The organism is Moraxella canis (assembly GCF_002014965.1).
Lineage (GTDB): Bacteria > Pseudomonadota > Gammaproteobacteria > Pseudomonadales > Moraxellaceae > Moraxella > Moraxella canis.
Map to the genome: position 1 here is coordinate 1 of NZ_MUXT01000008.1, position 20,977 is coordinate 20,977.

15 protein-coding genes and 3 pseudogenes are annotated in these 20,977 nt (G+C 39.6%); 8 read left to right on the forward strand and 10 right to left on the reverse strand.

What is annotated here, in order from left to right:
* Positions 1-12: 12 nt before the first annotated feature.
* Positions 13-714 (reverse strand): annotated as a pseudogene (locus B0180_RS06180) (IS1 family transposase).
* 205 nt (positions 715-919) lie between these two features.
* On the opposite strand from B0180_RS06180, the gene B0180_RS10310 reads away from it, so the two are divergent.
* The 3 genes from B0180_RS10310 (at position 920) to B0180_RS10375 (ending at position 1,652) form a co-directional block, all read left to right on the forward strand.
* Complete coding sequence (locus tag B0180_RS10310) at positions 920-1,018, forward strand: replication initiation protein (protein WP_143821287.1); 99 nt, start codon at positions 920-922, stop codon at positions 1,016-1,018.
* A 203-nt stretch (positions 1,019-1,221) separates the two neighbouring features.
* Complete coding sequence (locus B0180_RS06185; protein ID WP_078256141.1) at positions 1,222-1,407, forward strand: hypothetical protein; 186 nt, start codon at positions 1,222-1,224, stop codon at positions 1,405-1,407.
* 110 nt (positions 1,408-1,517) lie between these two features.
* Positions 1,518-1,652, forward strand: coding sequence for a replication initiation protein (locus B0180_RS10375; RefSeq protein ID WP_143821289.1), 135 nt, complete (start codon positions 1,518-1,520; stop codon positions 1,650-1,652).
* A 264-nt stretch (positions 1,653-1,916) separates the two neighbouring features.
* Here B0180_RS10375 and B0180_RS06190 read toward each other — a convergent pair whose 3' ends face one another.
* The gene (locus B0180_RS06190; RefSeq protein WP_167366931.1) at positions 1,917-5,402 is read right to left on the reverse strand and encodes an autotransporter domain-containing protein; all 3,486 of its coding nucleotides are present in this window, start codon (positions 5,400-5,402) and stop codon (positions 1,917-1,919) included.
* Between the two features lie 431 nt (positions 5,403-5,833).
* Between B0180_RS06190 and B0180_RS06195 the strand changes: the two genes are divergently transcribed.
* Positions 5,834-6,481 (forward strand): hypothetical protein, encoded by a 648-nt coding sequence (locus tag B0180_RS06195; RefSeq protein WP_078256143.1) that lies wholly within the window; start codon positions 5,834-5,836, stop codon positions 6,479-6,481.
* A 122-nt stretch (positions 6,482-6,603) separates the two neighbouring features.
* On the opposite strand, the gene B0180_RS06200 is transcribed toward B0180_RS06195, so the two are convergent.
* The gene (locus B0180_RS06200) at positions 6,604-7,170 is read right to left on the reverse strand and encodes a glutathione S-transferase family protein (RefSeq protein WP_078256144.1); all 567 of its coding nucleotides are present in this window, start codon (positions 7,168-7,170) and stop codon (positions 6,604-6,606) included.
* A 22-nt stretch (positions 7,171-7,192) separates the two neighbouring features.
* Here B0180_RS06200 and B0180_RS06205 point away from each other — a divergent pair.
* The 3 genes and pseudogenes from B0180_RS06205 to B0180_RS06215 all read left to right on the forward strand — a co-directional run.
* Positions 7,193-7,489: pseudogene (locus B0180_RS06205) on the forward strand (VCBS domain-containing protein); the annotation flags it as partial.
* 3 nt (positions 7,490-7,492) lie between these two features.
* Complete coding sequence (locus B0180_RS06210; protein WP_143821291.1) at positions 7,493-8,149, forward strand: vWA domain-containing protein; 657 nt, start codon at positions 7,493-7,495, stop codon at positions 8,147-8,149.
* A 9-nt stretch (positions 8,150-8,158) separates the two neighbouring features.
* Entirely contained in the window at positions 8,159-9,220 is a 1,062-nt protein-coding gene (locus tag B0180_RS06215) for a hypothetical protein (protein WP_078256147.1), read from the forward strand.
* A 452-nt stretch (positions 9,221-9,672) separates the two neighbouring features.
* On the opposite strand, the gene B0180_RS06220 is transcribed toward B0180_RS06215, so the two are convergent.
* From B0180_RS06220 to B0180_RS10385, 7 genes and pseudogenes are all read right to left on the reverse strand, one after another.
* Positions 9,673-10,980, reverse strand: a complete 1,308-nt coding sequence (locus tag B0180_RS06220; RefSeq protein ID WP_078256148.1) for an McrC family protein — start codon at positions 10,978-10,980, stop codon at positions 9,673-9,675.
* Positions 10,980-13,322, reverse strand: coding sequence for an AAA family ATPase (locus B0180_RS10260; RefSeq protein ID WP_078256149.1), 2,343 nt, complete (start codon positions 13,320-13,322; stop codon positions 10,980-10,982). The genes B0180_RS06220 and B0180_RS10260 overlap by 1 nt, the downstream gene beginning before the upstream one ends.
* A gap of 1,059 nt (positions 13,323-14,381) precedes the next feature.
* Complete coding sequence (locus tag B0180_RS06230) at positions 14,382-14,567, reverse strand: hypothetical protein (RefSeq protein WP_078256150.1); 186 nt, start codon at positions 14,565-14,567, stop codon at positions 14,382-14,384.
* Positions 14,568-15,400: 833 nt separating this feature from the next.
* Positions 15,401-15,508: a hypothetical protein gene (locus B0180_RS10380; RefSeq protein ID WP_420866058.1), complete on the reverse strand. Its 108-nt coding sequence runs from the start codon at positions 15,506-15,508 to the stop codon at positions 15,401-15,403.
* Positions 15,508-16,501: pseudogene (locus B0180_RS10350) on the reverse strand (DUF2075 domain-containing protein); the annotation flags it as partial. The pseudogene B0180_RS10350 and the gene B0180_RS10380, both read right to left, overlap by 1 nt.
* A 66-nt stretch (positions 16,502-16,567) precedes the next feature.
* Positions 16,568-17,299 carry a hypothetical protein gene (locus B0180_RS10270; protein ID WP_233424943.1) on the reverse strand — a complete coding sequence of 244 codons (732 nt, stop codon included), beginning with the start codon at positions 17,297-17,299 and terminating at the stop codon, positions 16,568-16,570.
* A 404-nt stretch (positions 17,300-17,703) separates the two neighbouring features.
* Positions 17,704-18,054 (reverse strand): integrase core domain-containing protein, encoded by a 351-nt coding sequence (locus B0180_RS10385; protein ID WP_078256151.1) that lies wholly within the window; start codon positions 18,052-18,054, stop codon positions 17,704-17,706.
* A 352-nt stretch (positions 18,055-18,406) separates the two neighbouring features.
* On the opposite strand from B0180_RS10385, the gene B0180_RS06245 reads away from it, so the two are divergent.
* The gene (locus B0180_RS06245; RefSeq protein ID WP_078256152.1) at positions 18,407-20,905 is read left to right on the forward strand and encodes a CRISPR-associated helicase/endonuclease Cas3; all 2,499 of its coding nucleotides are present in this window, start codon (positions 18,407-18,409) and stop codon (positions 20,903-20,905) included.
* Positions 20,906-20,977 lie beyond the last annotated feature (72 nt).

A 20,977-nucleotide genomic window follows, 5' to 3' on the forward strand; every position in this document is an offset into this window, starting at 1 on the left:
GGCATTGTTAATTTAAAATACATAACTCAAACCCCCATTCCATTTAGCAAACAGTAAATTGAGCGTATTTTCTATCATTTTCTTGCATTTAGAATAACATTTGGTCTTTCTCCTAAATCTTGCAGTAAAATGTCTAATAAGGCTGTTATAACTCTCAATGGTAAAAGTTTGAGCTTTGCTTTTTAGGTGCTTGTGTTTTGGAATAATTTCATCATAAGATTTCCAATAATCAGAACAAAACAGCTTAATATTGTTTGAGTTTAGGGTGTTGTATAGCCTTGCAAAGGTTTTACTGTCTCGTTTGCCACAAACAAAACCTAAAACGTGTTTTGTTTGTCGGTCAATGGCAATCCAAGTCCAGCAGTAGTTTTTTTGTGTTTGGTATAACTGTGGATTTCATCAAGCTCTACAATGTCAATTTCTTGACTGTCATTGGGTTTGATTTGATGTTGCTCCCCAAGATGTTTAACCCATTGATAGACCGTACCGTAACTAATGTTTAATACTCTACCAATGGAGCGAAACCCTAGACCTTCTAAATACATATCTATTGCCATTTTCTTAATGGCATCGCTCTTATGAGAGCTGTGTTTGTGTACTTAAAAAATAATAATGACAGTTTTTGCACTTGTAGCGTTGTTTGCCATTGTTAAACCCTGCTTTAACAAAGTGTGTATTTTGACATTTAGGACAATGGGTAAATGTTTGGTTCATTGGGTGGTTGTTTTACATGTGGTTGAGTGTGTGGTATTTTAACTGATGTATTTTTGTTTAACAATGCCAAAATTTTTAAAATCACTTAAGGTATTTTGGCACTTTGCCACAAAAATTAGGCACTTTTATAATGGATTTTAGATAATTTATTATGAGTGCTACCATCACTGGGCATAATTCTTTTTACAGACAAAATGATTCTATAATGATTACAAAGTCCAACACGCTGGTTGAGGCTTGCTATGACTTGTCTGTGGCGGAGTATCATTTGATGACGCTTGCCGTCAATAAAATGCACAAATAGCCCACAGGCATAAAGCAACTAACCGTTAGTTTTGCCCTTGCCAATAAGGTAACGGACAATTACGCCTATAAACCCTTAAAGATACTGCTAAAACACTTGGCGAAAGAAAGCTAAAATTCCCGCTATACGTTGATAATAATATTTAAGCTGAGGATGCTTCTCAAAAGCTTTGCGTTCTCAAACCGAATCACAAGAATTTCAAAGTGCTAAAAGCAGAATATAACTGGCTTCAAGGGATTTCTTATCAAGACCAAGAAAGCTATATTTTACTGCATTTTTCTGACCTATTAGCCTTTTTGATTGAACATACCAATCAAGCCTATACCAAATACGACTACATCAAAATGGTTGATTTTAAAGGCTGTGCAGTAAAAGAATGTATGAGTTAATCCATCAGTGGAAAGATATCGAAAAAACGCCAGAAATGACCGTTTTTGAATGGAAAGCTTATTTTGGCGTAGCCAATAGCTATCCACAAGTGGCGGAGTTTTAACGTCGTGTGCTTGACCCTGCAATTAAACAAATCAATGTTCAAGAGGATTTCAAACTTACATTGGAATCTCTCAAGGAAGGTCGTAGTACCAGTTATTTTATGCTTAAAATTAAAGTATTGAGAAGATGGTGTGGGATTTAGGCTGATTTAGTACAGCCCCTTGATTTTTATTTAGTCGATAGATGAAATACTGTACCTCTTAACCACTAAATATTTAAAATTAAAATATCTGCTAAAAAAATAAATGTCAATCTATTTTAAACAATAGTATTTGATTAAGTTATATAAAAAAGCTAAGTATCTACACCATGCAGATACTTAGCTTAATAACGCTTATAGATTTTATCAGATTATTGGTCAAGTCATCTCAGTATGAAAGACCGACCTAGTCTGTTGATAAATAGACTAAAAGACTGACTTAATGCCGATCACACCGCCATGACTTGCGTAATTATCGCGCCATTGACCTTGATAATCTAGGCTTAGGGTTGTGGCAGGGCTGAGAGCATAGTTTAGACCCATGCCTGCTGTACCGATAGTGCGACCGATGTCGGTAGCGGTACTTGTAAAGCGAAGAGATGTACCTTCAAAGCCTGCATTGATGATATTGTGCTTATCACCGCTTTCATGGCTGACTGCCAAATTACCAGTAAGCTGAAGTCGTGGACTTATGGCGCTGGCGGCTTTGATACCGACTGTTGGGCGTAGGCTTGTGTAGTTCTGTTTGTCTACAGTTAGGTTATATACACCTGCGCCTGTTTCATGATAGCCATCAGCACGCACTTGGGCGTAATCTAGGCGAACAAATGGCGCGATATGGCGGTGTGTTTCGCCCATCATATAGCTTGCCCCAAGTCCTGCCATGATGGTATCGGCGGTGTAGTCAGATTTGGCGATTTGATCAGCGAAGGCGATATGACGCTCACCTTCGATATCGCTTCTGGCTATGCCAATATGAGCGTAGGCTGTCGTGGTCTCATTGGCTTGATAGTTACCGTAGACGATGGCTTGGCTTGTTTTGGTATTGATGTTGTGATTGACGGTGTCACTGTCGGTATCAGTGTCAATATAACCAAGAGCAAAGCCGATTTTGCCATTACCCAAGCTGGTGTCCGCCCCAACAACTGCTCCAAAGTCACGCTGATCATAACCCAAAGCGCCATCAGTGCCTGTCACCGAAACGTCCGCACCAATCGCTTTCGCCCAAAGACTGCGCTGGTTGTCATCGCTACCTTGAGCAATCGGCGCAAAGTCAAGACGGTTATCATAAATGGCATCCACTGCATGACGATTGGCGTTTAAAACCGCGCGATTGACCGAACCTGTCAGTAGCGGCTGCAAACTTGTGACAACATGTGATAGCTGTGCGTCTGTGACTGATGACGGTAAATCACGCCCCAACTGACGCATCAATTCATAACTGTCGGCTTTGGAATTGGTCATGTTGTTAGCAGCGATATAGTCATCCAACGCATTTTCTAGGTCTGTTGCAAGCGGCAGCGCTGCAAGATTATTTTCACTCTTGACAGCTTTAATAAAGCGCGTATCATCGTTTGGCTTAGGCTCTGGCTTAGGCTCTGGCTTAGGCGTTGGTTCTGGCTTAGGCTCTGGATTTGGCTTCGGTTCAGGCTTGGGATCAGGCTTTGGCTCAGGCGTTGGCTTCGGCTCTGGCTTAGGCATTGGTTCTGGCTTGGGCTCAGGCGTTGGCGCTGGATTTGGCTTTGGCTCAGGCTCAGGATTTGGCTTAGGCTCTGGATCAGGCTTAGGCTCTGGATCAGGCTTAGGATCAGGCTTAGGCTCTGGATTTGGCGTTGGCTTAGGCTCAGGCTTAGGCTCTGGATTTGGCGTCGAGCCTTGTTTTACCATGGTAAGGTGAACTTTATTGGCGTCAGAATAGTCCGTAGCAAAATCCACCAAGGCATGATTGTCACTGACTTGTTTAAACTTTCCTACCAATGTGCCTGCACTCACCACTTCTTTGACCGCTGTGCCAACATCTAAGCCGTTTTTGATGTATTCATCAACATAAACAGCCAGATTGCCATTGCTGATATCGGCTTTACCTGTAACGACCAATTTACCATATTCGATTTGATTGTCAAAAGTCTCATCTTCATCATGATCAATCAAACCAATAACAAGGTTTTCGCCATTCATGACATAGTTGCCATCGATTTTCAGCACGCCTTCTGCAACAGCCAAATCCCCTTTAAATTGTTTGGTACTTTCAGATATGGTGAGTGTACCTTTACCTGATTTATTAAATCCAGCATTATTGTCAATATTGTTAATATCAATTGTGCCAACATGACCTGTGATGACAGCGTTTGGATTAATGACAACGTTAGTGCCTGTACTGCCTAGAAAGTTGTTGGTTTCAAAATAAACACCTTGATTACCAATCTCAATCTTATTGCCCTTGGTAAAATTGGCAAATAAATTGGGCTGATCAGCATTGATACCAATCTCAGCACCGTTAATGTAGATTTCGGACAGTTTTGAATCAAGATTACGGCTGATTTGATTGGTAAATAAGCCTGTCAGATACTGATCGGTGTCAGTTGCCTCTAGTCGCAGTGTGCCACTGCCTGTGTTGCCCACGACTATTTCATTGGCGCGTAGCGTACTGTCATTTAAGATTAGTGTGCCCGTGCCACCTTGGGTGTTAGCTAAACCATTGACACCGCCGCCGCCAATGTAGACGCCATTGGTAACATAAGTGTGCCCAACATTGTATTGAGAATTTTGATTAATGGTCAGCATGCCTTTACCGCCACTACCGATAATCATTTCATTGTCAATCTGTAGTTTAGCATCTGCGCCGCTAATGGTCGCTTCACCTGTAGAACCTGCAAACACACCAAGAATCATATCTTTTGCCGAGATGGTGCTATTTGTAAATGTAGCCATGCCTTTTGAGCCAGATTCTTGACCAACAACTAATCTGCCTGCCACCTTATAGGTGTCTTTGGTGCTGGTTAAAGTCGCCCCTCCAGTTGTACCAATAGCGACAGTTTCTGTGGTGATGGTATTATTTTGACTTGATACTTGTGCGTTTGAACCTTGGGAATCAGCCAACGAATAAGTTTTTGTATTAACTTTACTGTTTTTTAGGTCGGCAATGCCCTTACCTTGGAAGCCAATCACCACGCTATCGTACGCTGTAATGGTTGCAGTATCAGCTACGAGCGTACCTACCGAGCCTGCACTACGACCAACTGCTATTTGCCCTGACTCAGTAGCGGCTTTATCTGTTAGGGTTAGTGTACCAACCGAGTTCTTACCACCAGCAACATTGATGATGTTGCTGTTATTATCTCTATGCACAGTTAAGGTGGTACCATTTCCTGATAGCGTTGCACTGGCTTTACTACCATGGGCATCACCAATCGTAACGATACCGCCTGCATTGATTTTGGCACCATTAGTACCAATCAAATCTGCACTATAGTCAGGACTAACACTTAATATGAGATTTTTTGTACTATCAATTGTGGCGTCATTGACGGTAACGGTGGTATTACTATTATGTGAGATGATGGTTTCATTGGGGCTGACAGAACTTGCACCGTTGCTAATCTCAATTGTAGTGTTCATGATATTGGCAGGATTGTCTGTTGAACCAAAAGCAATTTGGTTATCACTGGTAAGTTTTGTTCCAGCATTGGCAATCAAAACATCGCCAATAATCCCAGCATTGCCAGCATAATGGTGCACTTTCCCATCGGTCAGCTCAATATCCGCCGCCACAGCCTCACCACCCGCTGCCATCATCGCAGCGACAGATAACGCCTTAAATGATTTGCTTTTGCCTTTGGCATGAGCCAATTCACTCACGCATTGCCATACGCCTGTGGCGTGGTTAAAAATCACACGATAAGCACGATTCATACAATCTTCCTTATGATAAAAACTAAATAGATTGACATAACAGCCAAAGGAGCACATTTGACCAATATCAAAGCCAACAACACGATCGCCGCCAAATATCACCACTGAGTAATATTCATTAATAAAAGCAAATCTCACAAAAGAGAATTAGGCGCACGTTGTCTTAACCAATTATAACAAAAACTTCCAGATTTAGAGATGTTTTTGTAAGATTTTTGTAGTTTCATTAATGAGTGGAGTAAGTAGCTATCTGCCGTTATAGATCACTAATATAAAATATCTAAAAATATGATTGAGTTATACCATTTGCTATCGATCATGAAATTGTATTCTAATGCCAAAAAATATCCACTAAAATACAGCTTAAGTGATGTTAAACAGCGGTGCCATACCAATCGATCCAGATAATCATATCCAACAAGGAGAGTAATGTGAATAAGTTTTTAGCTGCCATAGCACTAGTAGGTGTCACGACCGCAGCCCACGCTGCCGATTGGACATCTTTATTTAAGCACTATGAAAGGGGTCAAGATATTGAAAAAGCCACTGTTATGAGCGATTTTTTTTGGAGTGCAACCGTGTGTATGAATAGTATTGAGGAGTTAAAAGAATGCACTAGCGGAGACGGAAAAATCACTAATAAAAAACCCAAACTCCCTGCAAAATATGCCAAAGACTTAGTAGGCAAACCGAAACTAACCGCAGACGGTGAATGGGTCTATTTTTCTGTTAAAGGTGCTACGCTATACGGTCTTCCGATTAAGGGGTTTGAGTTTGGCAGTTATTTAGGTGAAGATGCTCTGGGCAGGGTTGATTTTGGTCCAATGACACAAAAACAATTTAATCAGCTTAAAGGCAAGGCAAAGTTTGCTGAATCCTGGGACTTAGGATACGTGTATGATGAAGTAGAAAATGCGTATTATGAAGTGGAAGATTGTTATCCTTATGCAGTGTTTAAGCGCGTGAATGGACGAGGCTTATTATGGTTCAATCCCTACTTCGGTGGCGAAACCACAATGACCGCTCAAGATATAGCCGCATGGGAGGCAAAAAATAAGGCGGAAGGTTGTAAACGCTAATGACCTGAACCTGATAACAAAGCACCTTATCAATGCAATAAGGTGCTTTTTAGTTAAACATTATAATGATCTTAAAACAGACCATCAAAGTCTGTTTTAGATCATATAACCCGTGTCAATACTTACTTTGAGTTATCATGCTTTGCTTCAAGCGCTAGGGCGCGTCGGTAACTGTCAATCTTCGCCAAGTTTTGTGCGTAGGATTTGATATTTGGATAATTATCCAACAAACCGCGCTGATTGAGCATAATTAAATCAAAAGATAGCATAAAATCAGCGCCAGTCAGCTGATCGCCAACGATGTAAGTTTTGCCTTCTAATTCATTATCTAAATAGCTTAATAAATTGTGTTTTTCTTTGGCGATATAATTGTTTAAAAAGTCATTGTCGGTTACACCTGCCGATCGGGTAAATAGCTCAAGCAATAAAGGAACCATCAGTGAGCTTTCTGAAAAGTCCATCCATTGTAGGTAGCTGGCATAATCTTTGGCATCAATAGCAGGGCGCAGCCGATCGGCACCAAAGCGTTCAATTAATACTTGGGTAATGGCGCCTGATTCGGCAATCACTTGACCATCAAGCTCAATCACAGGGGATTTGCCCAGTGGATGAATATTTTTTAAGCTGTCAGGTGCCAAATGAGTCTTAGCATGACGCTGGTAGCTGACGAGCTCATAAGGCTGACCCAATTCTTCAACCGGTCAGTTATTCACCAATGACCACTTTGGTGCCGATGGTCAGGGTACTCCTGCCACAGAGGCCAAAACGGTGGCAGGTCAGTACGGCCGCTTTGAGATCAACGCCGATGGCAGCTACACCTATACCTTAAATAACACCCATCCTAAGGTTGATGCACTCAATGACGGTGACACCTTGACGGAATCAGTGCCTTACACCATCACCGATGGCGATGTCGATACCGCTCAAGCGACATTGACAATCACCATCTTGGGGCGTACTGATGGTGTGCCATCCGTTGTGGTCGACAGGGCTATAGTATCGGAATAGGGTTTGGTTAAAGGTATTCCAGATACTCAAGGAAGCCAGGATACTACTAATGACACGACAGCCGCGGGTCAAATCGTATTAATGGACTTACAAAATATTGACCCATCTGAGTTGTCTATTAAACTATCAGGTCCTAAAGGTATTCAGGTGCAGGGTAAAGATGTCGTTTGGCATTGGAGTGATCAGTCGAATACTTTAACTGGCCGCGTATCGCTTGGCGATAATCAACCCGAAACTGATGTCATGACTATTAAAGTCAATGATATCCAAAACAGTGGAACAGGCTTTACCGCTTCTTATCAAACCACATTACTGCATGCGATTGATCACCCACAGCAGAATATTGAGGATGACTTGGATGTTAAATTTAATTTACAAGTAACTCAAGGAGCTAAGCCGCTATTACAAAGTGATCTGATTGTCACAGTAGAAGATAATTCTCCATTTGTGGACTCAGGCGATATTTTTTTAGCTATCAGACCTGCAGCATATAATTTGTCAATTATTTTGGATATCTCTGGCAGTATGTTGGAGTGGGTAGGCTATAGAAATCGTTTAGATGTTGCCAAGGATGCTATTAATAAGCTGATAGAAACTTATACAACCATGGGCGATGTCAGAGCTCAGGTAACTTTGTTTGATGAGGAAGCTTCAACGTAAGACAGATGGATGAAGGCTGAGGAGGCTCAGAGTTTTATTTATAATGTTTATTCTCTACATGGTTCCACTAACTACGACGCTGCACTTGATCTTGCCATACAGGGCTTTGGCAAGCCTGGCAAACTAGAAGATGCACAAAACTATTCCTACTTTTTAACCTATGGCTACCCTGCTTTTGGGGAAAGTGGAGTAAATTCACTATCTCCTGGCTGGATTGACCCTGGTGATGCCGATACAGGTATTCAGCCCGGCGAAGAAAGGATTTGGATTGATTTTCTTAATGAAAATAAGATCAAATCATATGCTTTTGCTGTGATTGAGGTGGACTCACTCGATACGATAGCGCCTATTGCCTATGATGGGCAGATCAATATAGACAATGACTACGAACTTGCCTTTATCATAAAAGATATCACCAAACTAGATTCTATTTTTGTGGAAACCGCTTATGATAGCAGACCGTTCGCTTCTTCTAACTTGCTTACTGGTGCAAACACAGAAGGTGTAACCGCCGGCTATGGTGCAGATGATGGTAACGTATTGAGCGTCACCATCGATGACAGCACTTATAGTTACAGCCATGACACAGGAATCACCGTACAAGGCATTGATCGTTCTATTTATGGTCAGGAAAGCAAAACAGCCTTAATTAAGACTCAGCAAGGGGGTTTTATTTCGATTAATTTTGAATCAGGAGATTTTACTTATTATGCTAAAGAGCTTTATACAGACTTGGAACTATACGAAGAGAAGATTGCATTCTCGGTAGTGGATAACGATGGTGATGTGGTTTTTTCTGAGAAAATATTCAAGATCTCTAGAACTGGTGAAGCTAGCGCTTTAAAAGAAAGCGATGTTATCTCTCGTACTGATTTGGATAGCATGGGTGATACTATTCTAGGTCTAGAAACAATCACTTCTAATCAAGCTGCTCATAATCCACAGCTTAAAAATCAATCGTTAGCGGTGGTTGATGCTAATGTGGATAATGAAAGCCCTCAGGCGCAGGATTTAGCATTAGTTTATACTGATATTGATAAAGATGTGCTAAAAATCGATTATACGATTTGATGATAAGAAGTTGAGCCATCATTATTACACACCACACCCCAAAAGCTTAGTTGGCTTTTGGGGTGTTTTGATGGCAGAGGAGACGTAAATTGTATTGGTTCAGACCTAATCTGACAGCCTCAATTATGCACATTCCATCTTAAATGACCACTCATTGTATCCTAAATCTAGACAGGCTATTCCAGTCATGCATTTGCCGATGCTATTGCCAAATGCAATATGACACATAGTACGAGTAAAAAAGCAATTGTTAGGATAATGCACCAACAGAACAATTGTTTCGAAGTTTTAAAACCGAATGGATGCCAAAATTTGGCTATGATAATAGTCATTAAGCAAAAACAGATTTGGCAGGTTATATCCTTGGCTATTACAGTGAAATCAGACCCCACAGCCTTAATAACGACCTAAGCCCTGTCGAAAAAGAACGACAGTTTTTTAACAAAACCCTCTTAGGGGTTGTTTGAAAATAGGTGATCGGTACAGTTATCATTCTGGGCAATTACAAGCTTATCTTGCTCCATGCAAAAAGGCACAACCCAAAGCCGCAAATCTTGATCTAACTTAAAGTAGGGCAGTGATTGTTCAAAATGAGTATGTTTTGGGTAAATTAGCATCAAATCACCTGAGCCATTTAAATATTTATGCCCATAAGCGAACATCTGGTAAATGTCACTTTGACTGATATTGAAGTTGTTTTGGCTATCTAAGCTGTCTAATAGTTTCCATTTAGTGTCCATCACATACCGAGGCTGACTCAAATGACTGACAAGCAAGTCAGGCTTAAGCTGAAAACGGTTTTTATTGTTGTGTGGATGCTCGGCTATAGCCTCAATCATGTATTCACTAGATGCTTGGGTTTTGAGTGACCAAGGTGACTTAAACTGACGTTTTAAGCAAACTGCTACATGCTCTTCAAATAGGCGCTCCATAGGGAAAAGCAAAGATATGCCTTGATGCAGACCTTGTTGAAAGTGTGGATTCATTTTCTCTAAAATTAGCACACACCAAGGCTTTATTGCCTGATAGCTATGTAAGATTTTACTATCTAACCATTTAGGTATAAGGCTTAATGGGCGGGCAAGTGGTGTGATTGGTGCAAGAATATGAGACAGCTTATTAGCCAGTCGCCAGTTTTCATGGGTGCGACAGTGAGCTTGTATATAGTCTAAGGCAGTTTTAATAAGCCGATTTTCGATACGGTTTGGATGATAAATATCGTGATTGATATGAAAAATATGGGCGCGTCCAGTAGGCTGCCGCTGTTGTGCAGTGATATCTAACTGCCCACGAATGTATCGACTTTCCTCTTCTATCCGTAGGTAATCAAATCTTAAGCCTGACGCAACCAGTTGATTCAAATGAGTGAGAAATTGGTTATATATCCACTCATGTATCGGCAAATTCATTCGATTGAGCGTTGCTGAGTGAGCTTCTTTATAAGGCAGATGTAGTGCTGAATAAAGCATCTTACATAATACCGCACGGCTATTTTTGGTGTCCTGATGCGTGGAGTGGCTAGTTTTTGGCAACACCTCAATACCTTCACCACTAGGGCTTTGTAAATAGCCCACATACGAATGCAATTTGAGACAGTTAGGCTTCTCAAACGTGATAAAACGACCTGAATCTGATTGATCACTTAAACTTACCAGCCAATTGAAGGTATCAGTGCTAATGACACCCAAATCAAGACTTGGTGTGGCCGAGGTATCCGTAGTGAGCCGAGCATACTCTCTCACCTGAATGACATGAATCATTAATCAGCCTGTTTATCCACACAGATAATACCTGTGTAAGCCTCGGGCATTGTAAATGCTTCAGTATTAATGTGATAACGTCTATCCATAATCTGATCTGTCACACTACTGTGAAAGAGCTCAGCCACATCAGGTTGTAAATTACCTACCTGAATAAATCTATGCTCAGGTTTTTTAGCGGGATCATTTAATACCCAACCTATACGCTCCCAATCTGAGAAAAAGTATTCTTGCAGTAGTGGGATAATGCGATTTTGAAATATATTGGCCAGTTCTGTTTCAAGAGCATTATCTGAACCTAGGTTCTTTAATGACCAAAAGTAAGCATGACCTATAGCGTGCTCACGGTCTAGCAAGACTTCAATACGCTGATTCATGATTGTCAGCAGTTCAGATAGCTGGATACCAAATATTTCTATATCTGACAGGAGGCTAGGATCAGGTAGGGTCTCAATAAATTCAAAGCGTCGACGCAAAGCAAAGTCGATTTGGGCCAAAGACTTATCTGCCGTATTCATTGTACCCAATACATACAGGTTCGAGGGCACTGAGAACTTCTCTTTAGAGTAGGGCAGAATTACCTCACGTGCATCACGACCACCTTTTCGTTTATCGGGCTCAAGTAAGGTAATTAACTCGCCAAAGATACGCGATATGTTGCCTCGGTTGATTTCATCAATGATGAGTAGGTGAGGTTTTTCCATGTTGTCTGTATTTGATTCTGCATTTAGTAGCTCTTTTAATTTATCTCTATTAATAGTGCCATCTTTAAGGTTGTATAGGGTCATTTGAGATAAAGATTTCTCAAACAACATTTCTTTGGGAAGGCTGTTATCGTAAATTCTTAACCATTTAACCGGTCTGGACTGTTGGAAACCGGTTCTGACTTGCTTATCCAAGAACTTATAGTCGCCAGTAACCTCGGCAATGGCACGAAACTTATGGTTACCATCTGAGATAATGATTAAATCACCTTCTTTTATAATATTTTTAAAGGTATTGACCGCAGTGACAAGGTAGTTGTAAGGTTCGCCTTTGGCTTCTTCGACTTTGGCAATAATCTTTTGTCGGCTATCACACCCTGTAAAGTCGATATCATCACCCCAGCCTAGCAGAACGTAATTATTCTCAAGACAGTCGTTATAAATATCTTCACCTTCATGTTCTAAAGTGTTACCTAAAGACATCTTCCATATATTCTTATCCTCAATATCTACAGATTGAGTTGAACCAGTTTGTTCTTTGGCATTGGTGCCAGCCAAGGTGCATAAACTTTTAAACACTCCAGGCATGACATCGTAACTAAGACTTGATGTTTCATCTGAGTCCTTGTTTACAGAAGGTCTAATACCCTCAACGAAATCTTCATAGGCAAAGCTTTGATGGAAGGTGGTAAATGCGATACGACCTTTACTAACTAGATCATCATACTTACTTTTAATCTGTTGGCGCTTTTCTGACTCTGGTATAGGGCTTTGTTTCCATGTTTGATACCAGTCAGGCTCCACACACTGTACGGCAAGTTCAGTAGTTTTGTAGGTTTTCCCTGTGCCGGGTGGACCGTATAGGATGCGGTTTAGAGGTATAAATACTTCTGGCATATCATCAGTTTTGTCAGAGGTAGCTTTAGTAGAAATCATGGGATTAGATATAATATTGCTTGGCTGGTTGCTTAACCAGGCTTCGTATGAAATCTCATAAAAATTTTTATCTGATATGGAAGCCACTTGACTAATCATTGTTTGATAGTCATCCCAGTTGCTTCTTTTGACTTCGATACCATGTTGATTTAGCCAGGTTTGAGTTTGGCTATCTATAGGCAAGTACTCAGATGGATTTGTATAAAATAAGCTTTGGGTAAGTTTAGTAAAGCCAGTGCTTTTGATTTTTAGGGCGTCATTAAAAGTTTTTGGGTTTACTTGTGATGATCTTGACTGTTTAAATAAAGTCCATAATAAGCAAATTGTGTTTGGATCACGGTCATAGGCATAGGGAAATAGCCATACACTTTGAGGTTGTGATGTAGGCACCCCATTGAGATCCTGAATATGAGGTGTATCAAGGCCGGCTATATCAATTAACCGATTCACGCAATCAATTCTTTTTTGAACGCTCTGATATTTCATTAATAAAGATAAAAAAGTAAAAGGGTCCATGACCTCGACCTTACTCTTTTCACCTTTAATGAGCTGATCTTGTAGCCCGTTGTCGATACCAACTTCAATAAGGATATCAACCAAATCTTCCTGCTTGTCTTCAAATCCAGCTAACCAATCAAATATCTTCTCGAAAGCTGGTATCCATGTAAATTCATGCTGTGGGTTATTCAAAGTAATTTCCATGTCATTAAGATCCAATTCAACAAAGTTTAGCTCTTTTATCGCTTCTACAATCTAATCTCACAAATACAATCTAATCTCACAAATTCCATATCAATAGGGTTTATGAATCATATCACCCTGTCATGACAATGTGCCAATAGGTAACGTTGCCATCTTTATCTTATAATTCAAGCTTACCAGGGTCTTTTCGAACTTATTTTGCAAAATGCGAGATATTTGGGTTAAAGAAGTCGTGATGCTTGTTGTATTTGTCACATAGGTTTTTACAGGGTCGACTCATGGCTATCTTCTAAATAAAATGCAATCAATGCGTCAGTATAAGAGCGCTTCATGAGGCTTTTATAAGTGATAAAAACTAACCAAATAAGTAATCCGAAAGACTAATGTCGTGATAGCGGTATCTACCTAGTATACCATGAAAATACCATGAAAATTACCACCATCCAACAGACAGAAACTGAAAAGCAGGCACTCGAACAAGGGTATACGTAAGGAGAAATAGCGGTACGCTCCCAAAGTCAATGACAACAAGTCCAAAAATTAAAAACCGCTTACATAAAGCGGTTTTTAATATCATATAAACTGTAGTAATCCAGACCCCATCTGACAGCTATCCATAAAAAGGGCATTGGCTGTCAGATTACATTTGAACTAATTTTTGAGGCCAAACTGCCTGACCATCAAGCAGTGCTTGCATTGGGATAAGACCACAACGTTGATCTCTTCGGCCATATTGAGCAAGCCTACTTTATGTTTGATAATGAAATTGTTAGTATGACACATGAGAAAGCGACGCCATTAGGTTGAGTTTAGACACCTTTATCCCATATAGGTGAATCTTTAAAATAAAGTTGTCTGATTGGGTTTGCGGTAGTGCATCCTTATGTTAATCTGATATCCATTAAAGCCTAATTCACAAAACAAACAAGCGCATAGCTCTAACTACGCCCAGAGGCTGCCGACTTCACCAAAATCCCTTTTTTGACCAGATCATTGATGCCTCTTAAGGCGGTATCGTTATACCACTGAAAAAATCGCTCAAGCTCATCTGGTGATCTATCAGCCTGTGGTGTTAAAGTGTCCTTTGGCTTTACCATTAGCGCCTGAAATCAGCTGCATCGGATCATTGGTATCATCTCGTAATGCACCTACATTAATGTCATACATACCACTTACCTCTTGTGGAAATAGCGCATGATGCCAATTTGTCCAATTTGGATCTTCATAAATATAAGTATCAACCATCACATTTTCAATTTTGACTTATCTGCGGTAACTATACCACATATTCTCCGCAACATATGCGGTGAATAATGCTAACAATCACCGCAAAATCGTCATACCAAACCAAACCAACGACTTTCAGGATATGAATAAAAAAGTTTAATACTGTTAAATAGGAAATATAAATAAAAATGATTTAACTCAATCAATACCCACTACTTTCATTGACGAGCTTAAGAATGAAAAATTAAAAAATATAATAAATTACGAAAAATGATGGGGTAAATTTATCCTATTATTTTTCTTGACACTAAATAAAAGTCATCAGGAAGTATTATAAGCATCCAAAGTAATAAATAATCATAAGATATTGATATATAAAGAGATTATTTAAGATAAATAAGGATATTTAGAGAAAAATGTCGCCCAAGTGCTAAGGTTGGGGTTTCTAGCTTTTGAAGTTTATTAATATCTTCTGGTAAAAATTCAATTTTAGTTGCCAATCCATAAAATGACTTAAGATTTATTAAGTAAGAGCTATTCTTGATGAGCTTACATGCATCTACATTTGCTAAAATACAAATCTTCTAAGTTGGCTAGCTCCTTTGGGACTTCTTTCATATGGTACAAAGTAATATTACGGTAATCGTCAGGCAATTTATCGTAGTTTACAACCATATACGCATAAATGTTCAATAGCCAGTTTGGTTAGACCTAACAAATTGCCCTTATTAAGAGATATATACCACTTATCTAGCTCATATTTATCAGTCTAACCCCATATAATATTTACCTGGTCCTTATAAGATTTATCCAATAAATTTATTGTTCATTATCTTTTATCTAATAACTAATTAGAACTTTTGCTCGATATCCTTGGCTAGGCTTATTCTTTCGTTTATGTAAGTTGCAAGTGCTCGATCTTCGCAATAGATATAGCAGCCTTTCTGACCACGAGACATCAATACCCTATATGTATTTTAATGATTTCATCTGCAATTCTACGGGCCTCATCAGGGTTTTCTTTCATTAAATTCTTTAATCCCTTAATGGACTGATCAGTTTTTGCTCGTCTAGTAAAATCAGTTATTACCTTACCATCTTCATACCTTAGATCATTACCAATAATAACCCCTACATAGTCCAACTCTAAACCTTGGCAAGTATGAATGCATCCGACTTGATTTATTGATCCTATGTCAATCATATAAGTTTTCGTATTGCCAAGATTCCAACTTTTTTGGAAGCCATGCTCTTTAATTACAATATCATGGTGATTTGGATTATTTCTATTATTGTCTTGATTGCTCCACTCCCAACAATAACCTGCTAGTAACCTAGCCTTGTTGTTAACATTTTTTTTCTACAATTAAGTCAAATAGCTTATTTGGATCGTCTACAACCCGTAAGTCATAATCAATATCAAAGCCTTCGCTATTGGCCGTCTCTTCAATTTGTAGTACATCATCAAGAAATGCCATATAACCATCTGAGCCATTACATCTAAACTGTGATGTCAGCTTTAATTCTTGTACATCTGCATCTGCTTGATGGGCAAAATATTCAATATCGCTAATGCTACCTGCATCCTTGAAGTGAACTCTTTGACGTTCATCGATAAAAAATACGGATAACTTAGATGCATTAATCAATTCTTTAGTTTGATTTTCTCCCAAATGACTAAATATACCTGACTTTTCGTTTAGTCTATGAGCTTCATCTACTAAAACAACATCAAGCTCATTTGTAAGCATTTCATGGTATATTCCTGAACTTTTAAACAGGTTGTCTACACTGTTTCTTTTCATATGTCCTTTGAGCTTTGCTGCATAAACCTCTCTGGGTGCGGTATTTTTAGTAACATAATGACAAAGCATACCTTTACTAGTTAGGGCAACTAACAGCTGTACAGCTAAGACGCTTTTGCCTGTGCCAGGACCCCCTTTAACTATTAATACTTTTTTCCTGCCAGTATCTTGGGCTTTTTTTGCTAAATGGACTGCCTGCTCATAAACAACCTTTTACTCGTCAATCATGGTAAATTCTTCGTTGCCTTCAAGCATTTTAACCAATGACTCTTGCAAAGATTTCGATGGTCTTATCTTTCCATTTTCAATCAAATAAAGGGTTTCTTTATTATCACCATACTTAATATTTCTTTTTATAAAATTGCGTAACAACTCTGTGTCAGCTCGACCAAAAACAGGAGCTTGATCCAGATACTCTTGATAGAGAGTATCAGTCAGAGGATCATAATCCCGGTTAATTACATAGTTATGCAAATAGGCACATGGGTGTAAGGTAACTTGCTTTGTTGATACAACTTCATTGAAATCGTTAATTAAACTTGCATAAGAAGCTACTTGATATGAAGGGTGTGTGGTCTCTCGAATGCCGCCTCCTAGGAAAGTTTCTACGATACCATCTTTGTAATCAACCTTACTGACAGCATCCCACTGCTTAAGTTCAACTATAACAACTGATTTAGAAACATCATTCCGCCCAGAGATGATGAAATCAATTCTCTTGGAACTCGTTGGAATTTTATACTCAATCGCAATGCCTGAGTTATCTGGAATGTTATCATCATTCATAACCATATACATTTTCTGTAAAGAGTTATCCCATGAGAGTATCTCGCTTTTGCCAGTACGACCTATCTTTTCTTTAAAATTAGTATAAATCTTATCAATCAGGACGCCATCAGAAACATCTTTCATAAAACCATTTTTTGTATTATCGTATATGATCATAAATATTCCTTTGCTATTAAAAGTTAAATGATGTTTTACCAAATAGCATCTAAATCACCAAACCATTTTTTAATATTCTAAGTTGATGAAATAGCAAACCGCATCTGAAAAACGTACACTTTTTTAATAAGAGGTGGGCGAAATCCTTATCAGTGGCCTGGTATGTTCATAATATACATTGATCTAGTGATCGGAGATTCTCAATAATATTGGCATGGTTGATCTAAATTTTTTCTAAAAAGTAATGAAATTAAGATCATTATAGCTTAGGTAAATATCTGTGTAAATAATGCTACCATGCTTAATTTACTTATGATGATAAATATTAATGTCAGTGTGTTGGTGAATGATCTGTTAAAATCTCAAGCGTTATTGACGCTTTGGTTAAAATAAAGCTTCAGCCATTAATAGGGTGTAAAGGTTTGGGTTTTACCTTGTTCATCTTTTTTGACTAAAGCACTGTGTGGTTTGACAGTATTGTAGAAGTTTAAGAATCTATCAAGTGCTTGCTTTCTGTGATTACTGTCATTAAATTCAGTTTTATCATGCCACATTTGCATTAAGGTTCTAATCACTCGTTCAGCTTTACCGCCCGTTTGTGGTCTGCCAACCTTGGTAAACCTCTGATTAATATTGTGCTGGTAACAGGTTTTGATAAATTCATGATCCTTAGTGCCTTTGTATTCTGTGCCATCTCCAAGAAAGTGCGGAACGCTTTTACTGCACTCAGTGAAGAATTGGGATTGTATTGAGATGGCTAAAAATCACTTGAGAAATTTTAACTACTTGCAATCTCATAAAAGCAAATGTACGCACTTTCTTGAGAAATAACGGCATGATTTAATTGATGAAAGTGGCTAAATCGCATGATTAATGCTGTGATGCTAATCGGTTAGGGGTTAGAAGACTTAATCGAAGGTGATCGTACAATTTTTAGTTTCACTCTTAAGATTCTGATTTAAATCCAAGTTCTTTGATTGGATTTGGGTTGAGTAAAAACTTAAGAATTGGCGACTTGATTTATTTATTTTCTATTCTTATAAATTATATGGATTTATATTATTCTTTGATTACTTTGGCTTAAAATACAATACGGATGGGATAGTGATGAGGGTATTTGTAGCGCATGTGCGTACTGGTCATAATGGTGTTTTTCAAACTCATGACCTGAAACAGCATCTACAAAAAGTCGCCAATCTTGCCGCTCAATTTGCTGGTGATAGAGGGGGTGCCTTCGCTTATTATGCGGGTTTGCTTCATGATTTAGGCAAGTATCAGGCAGCTTTTCAGGATTACATTGAAAGAGCCAGCGGCTTTAACAAAGAAAACGCGCATTTAGAAAATCTAGAGGAAAGACAAGGAGATAAGGTCCCACACTCTACCGCAGGCGCTAAGTATGCGATCAATCAATTAGACCCAGTAATTGGGCATTTATTGGCGTATTTGATTGCTGGACATCATGCAGGTTTGGCAGATTGGCATGATAAAGGAAGTTTAAAAAGCCGGTTGCAAAAAGCGGACAAAGAGCTACAAAGTGCCTTGTCGGGCGTTAAGCAAGACGAATTTTTTGGTCAATTACAAAAGCTGTCGGACGATGATTTGGCATCAGATTTTGAGTTATTTTTTGCAAATAACAACAATATTGCTGCCGAGATACATATTTGGATTCGGTTTTTGTTTTCTTGTTTGGTGGACGCTGACTTCTTGGATACCGAAGCGTTTATGTGTGGCTATGCAGATGTTGATGAGGCAAAAAGGGCAGGCGTGCGCCCAACTTTTGCAAGTTTAGATGAGTTACATCGGCGTTATGAACACCATATGGCACAATTGGCACTAAAAGCAAAAGATTCTGCGTTAAATCAGGAGCGTAATGCGATTTTAAGGCAATGTTTTCAAGCGGCTCAATGGGACGAATCATTGTTTAGTCTGACGGTACCAACTGGTGGCGGTAAAACTTTGGCAAGCTTGGGATTTGCCTTAAAACACGCCCTAAAATTTAATAAAAAACGTATCATTTACACCATACCATTTACCAGCATCATTGAGCAAAATACCGATGTGTTTTGTAAGGTCTTAGGTGATGAAAACGTGGTAGAGCACCACAGTAATTTGCAGGTAGATGAAAAAAAACAAACCGCACGCAGTCGATTAGCCGCTCAAAATTGGGATGCACCGCTGATTGTTACCACCAATGTGCAATTTTTTGAAAGCCTGTTCGCTGCTAAGACCAGCCGTTGTCGTAAAATTCATAATATTGCCGACAGTGTGGTGATTTTAGATGAGGCACAACAGCTGCCCCGAAATTTTCAAAAGCCGATAACCGATATGATGCGCGTGTTGGCACGTGATTATGGAGTAAGGTTTGTGTTGTGCACCGCCACACAACCTGAGTTGGGTAAAGACGTGGATGCGTTTGGACGGACTTTGCTTGAAGGGTTGCCAAAGGTGCATGAAATTATCACAGATAAATTTGCACTTGCCAAAAAACTCCGTCGTGTCAACATAAAACTCCCCTTAAAAGATACGCCAAAACAAAGCTGGCAAGAGATTGCCGATGAAATCGCTCAGCGTCAGTGTGTTTTGGTGATTGTTAATACTCGTAAGCACGCCCGTAAATTGTTTGCTGCTTTGCCTGATGATGGAATTAAACTGCATTTGTCCGCCAATATGTGCGCCGCTCATCGTGCCGAAGTGATTGCCTTGATTCGCCGTTACTTGCAGTTTTACCGCAATGGCAAACTCAGCCAACCACTTTGGGTGGTCAGCACCCAATTGATTGAAGCAGGCGTGGATTTGGATTTTCCTGTGGTCTATCGTGCGGTGGCGGGTTTAGATAGCATCGCACAAGCGGCAGGGCGTTGTAACCGTGAAGGTAAATTGCCCACATTGGGCGAAGTGGTGGTGTTTCGCACCGAAGAAGGTGCACCCAGTGGCAGCTTAAAACAAGGTCAACAGATTACCGAAGAGTTGATACAAGCTGATAAATTGTCTGACCCGCTATCGCCTGTGGCAATGGATGAGTATTTTAAACGTTTCAATCATAAAGGCGATCGGGATAAATATAAAATCACTCAGGATTTAACTTTACAATCGAGTGCTGAAAACCCTGTGGACATTAAATTTCGCACCGCTGCTGACAAGTTTCGCTTGATAGATAACCAAGGCGTTGCCCTAATCGTGCCTTTTGTGCCCTTGGTTTGGCAACAAGAAGCAAAAGAGCCAAAAATGGTGGCGACAACGCAATTAGATGAGTTTTATGAACAATGCTTAGCCAATGTGCCGCCTGAATTATGGCAAAGCAAATTAGATGAATACCGCCACCCTAGCCCGCAAGACGAACATTATGGACAAACAGACACCCCGCCTTTGCCCGAGCCGTTTGAGAGCTGGTTTGGTTATTTACAAAGCGACCCACTCAAACACAAATGGGTGTATCGCAAGCTGCAACGCCACACCATTAGCGTTTATGAATATGAGCTTGCAAAACTGCCAGCTCAGGCAGTATTTGAGCGAGCGGGACTTTTGGTGTTGGATAAAGGGTATTATGATGATGTCTTAGGTGGTTGCTTTGATGATGCGTTGTGGATACAAGACCAAGTGATTTAAATCAAATGCCCCTACGATTAGGGGCGTTTTGCCATTTAAAATAGCAACATGGTTTCAGCATATAGCCTTTTA

Bases quoted from the DNA above. Each gene is read 5' to 3' on its own strand.
- B0180_RS06245 (WP_078256152.1), top strand. From the start codon at position 18,407: ATGAGGGTATTTGTAGCGCATGTGCGTACTGGTCATAATGGTGTTTTT.
- B0180_RS10310 (WP_143821287.1), top strand. From the start codon at position 920: ATGATTACAAAGTCCAACACGCTGGTTGAGGCTTGCTATGACTTGTCT.
- B0180_RS10270 (WP_233424943.1), bottom strand. From the start codon at position 17,299: ATGATCATATACGATAATACAAAAAATGGTTTTATGAAAGATGTTTCT.
- B0180_RS06220 (WP_078256148.1), bottom strand. From the start codon at position 10,980: ATGATTCATGTCATTCAGGTGAGAGAGTATGCTCGGCTCACTACGGAT.
- B0180_RS06230 (WP_078256150.1), bottom strand. From the start codon at position 14,567: ATGGTTGATACTTATATTTATGAAGATCCAAATTGGACAAATTGGCAT.
- B0180_RS10260 (WP_078256149.1), bottom strand. From the start codon at position 13,322: ATGGAAATTACTTTGAATAACCCACAGCATGAATTTACATGGATACCA.
- B0180_RS10380 (WP_420866058.1), bottom strand. From the start codon at position 15,508: ATGTCTCGTGGTCAGAAAGGCTGCTATATCTATTGCGAAGATCGAGCA.
- B0180_RS06190 (WP_167366931.1), bottom strand. From the start codon at position 5,402: ATGAATCGTGCTTATCGTGTGATTTTTAACCACGCCACAGGCGTATGG.
- B0180_RS06215 (WP_078256147.1), top strand. From the start codon at position 8,159: ATGAAGGCTGAGGAGGCTCAGAGTTTTATTTATAATGTTTATTCTCTA.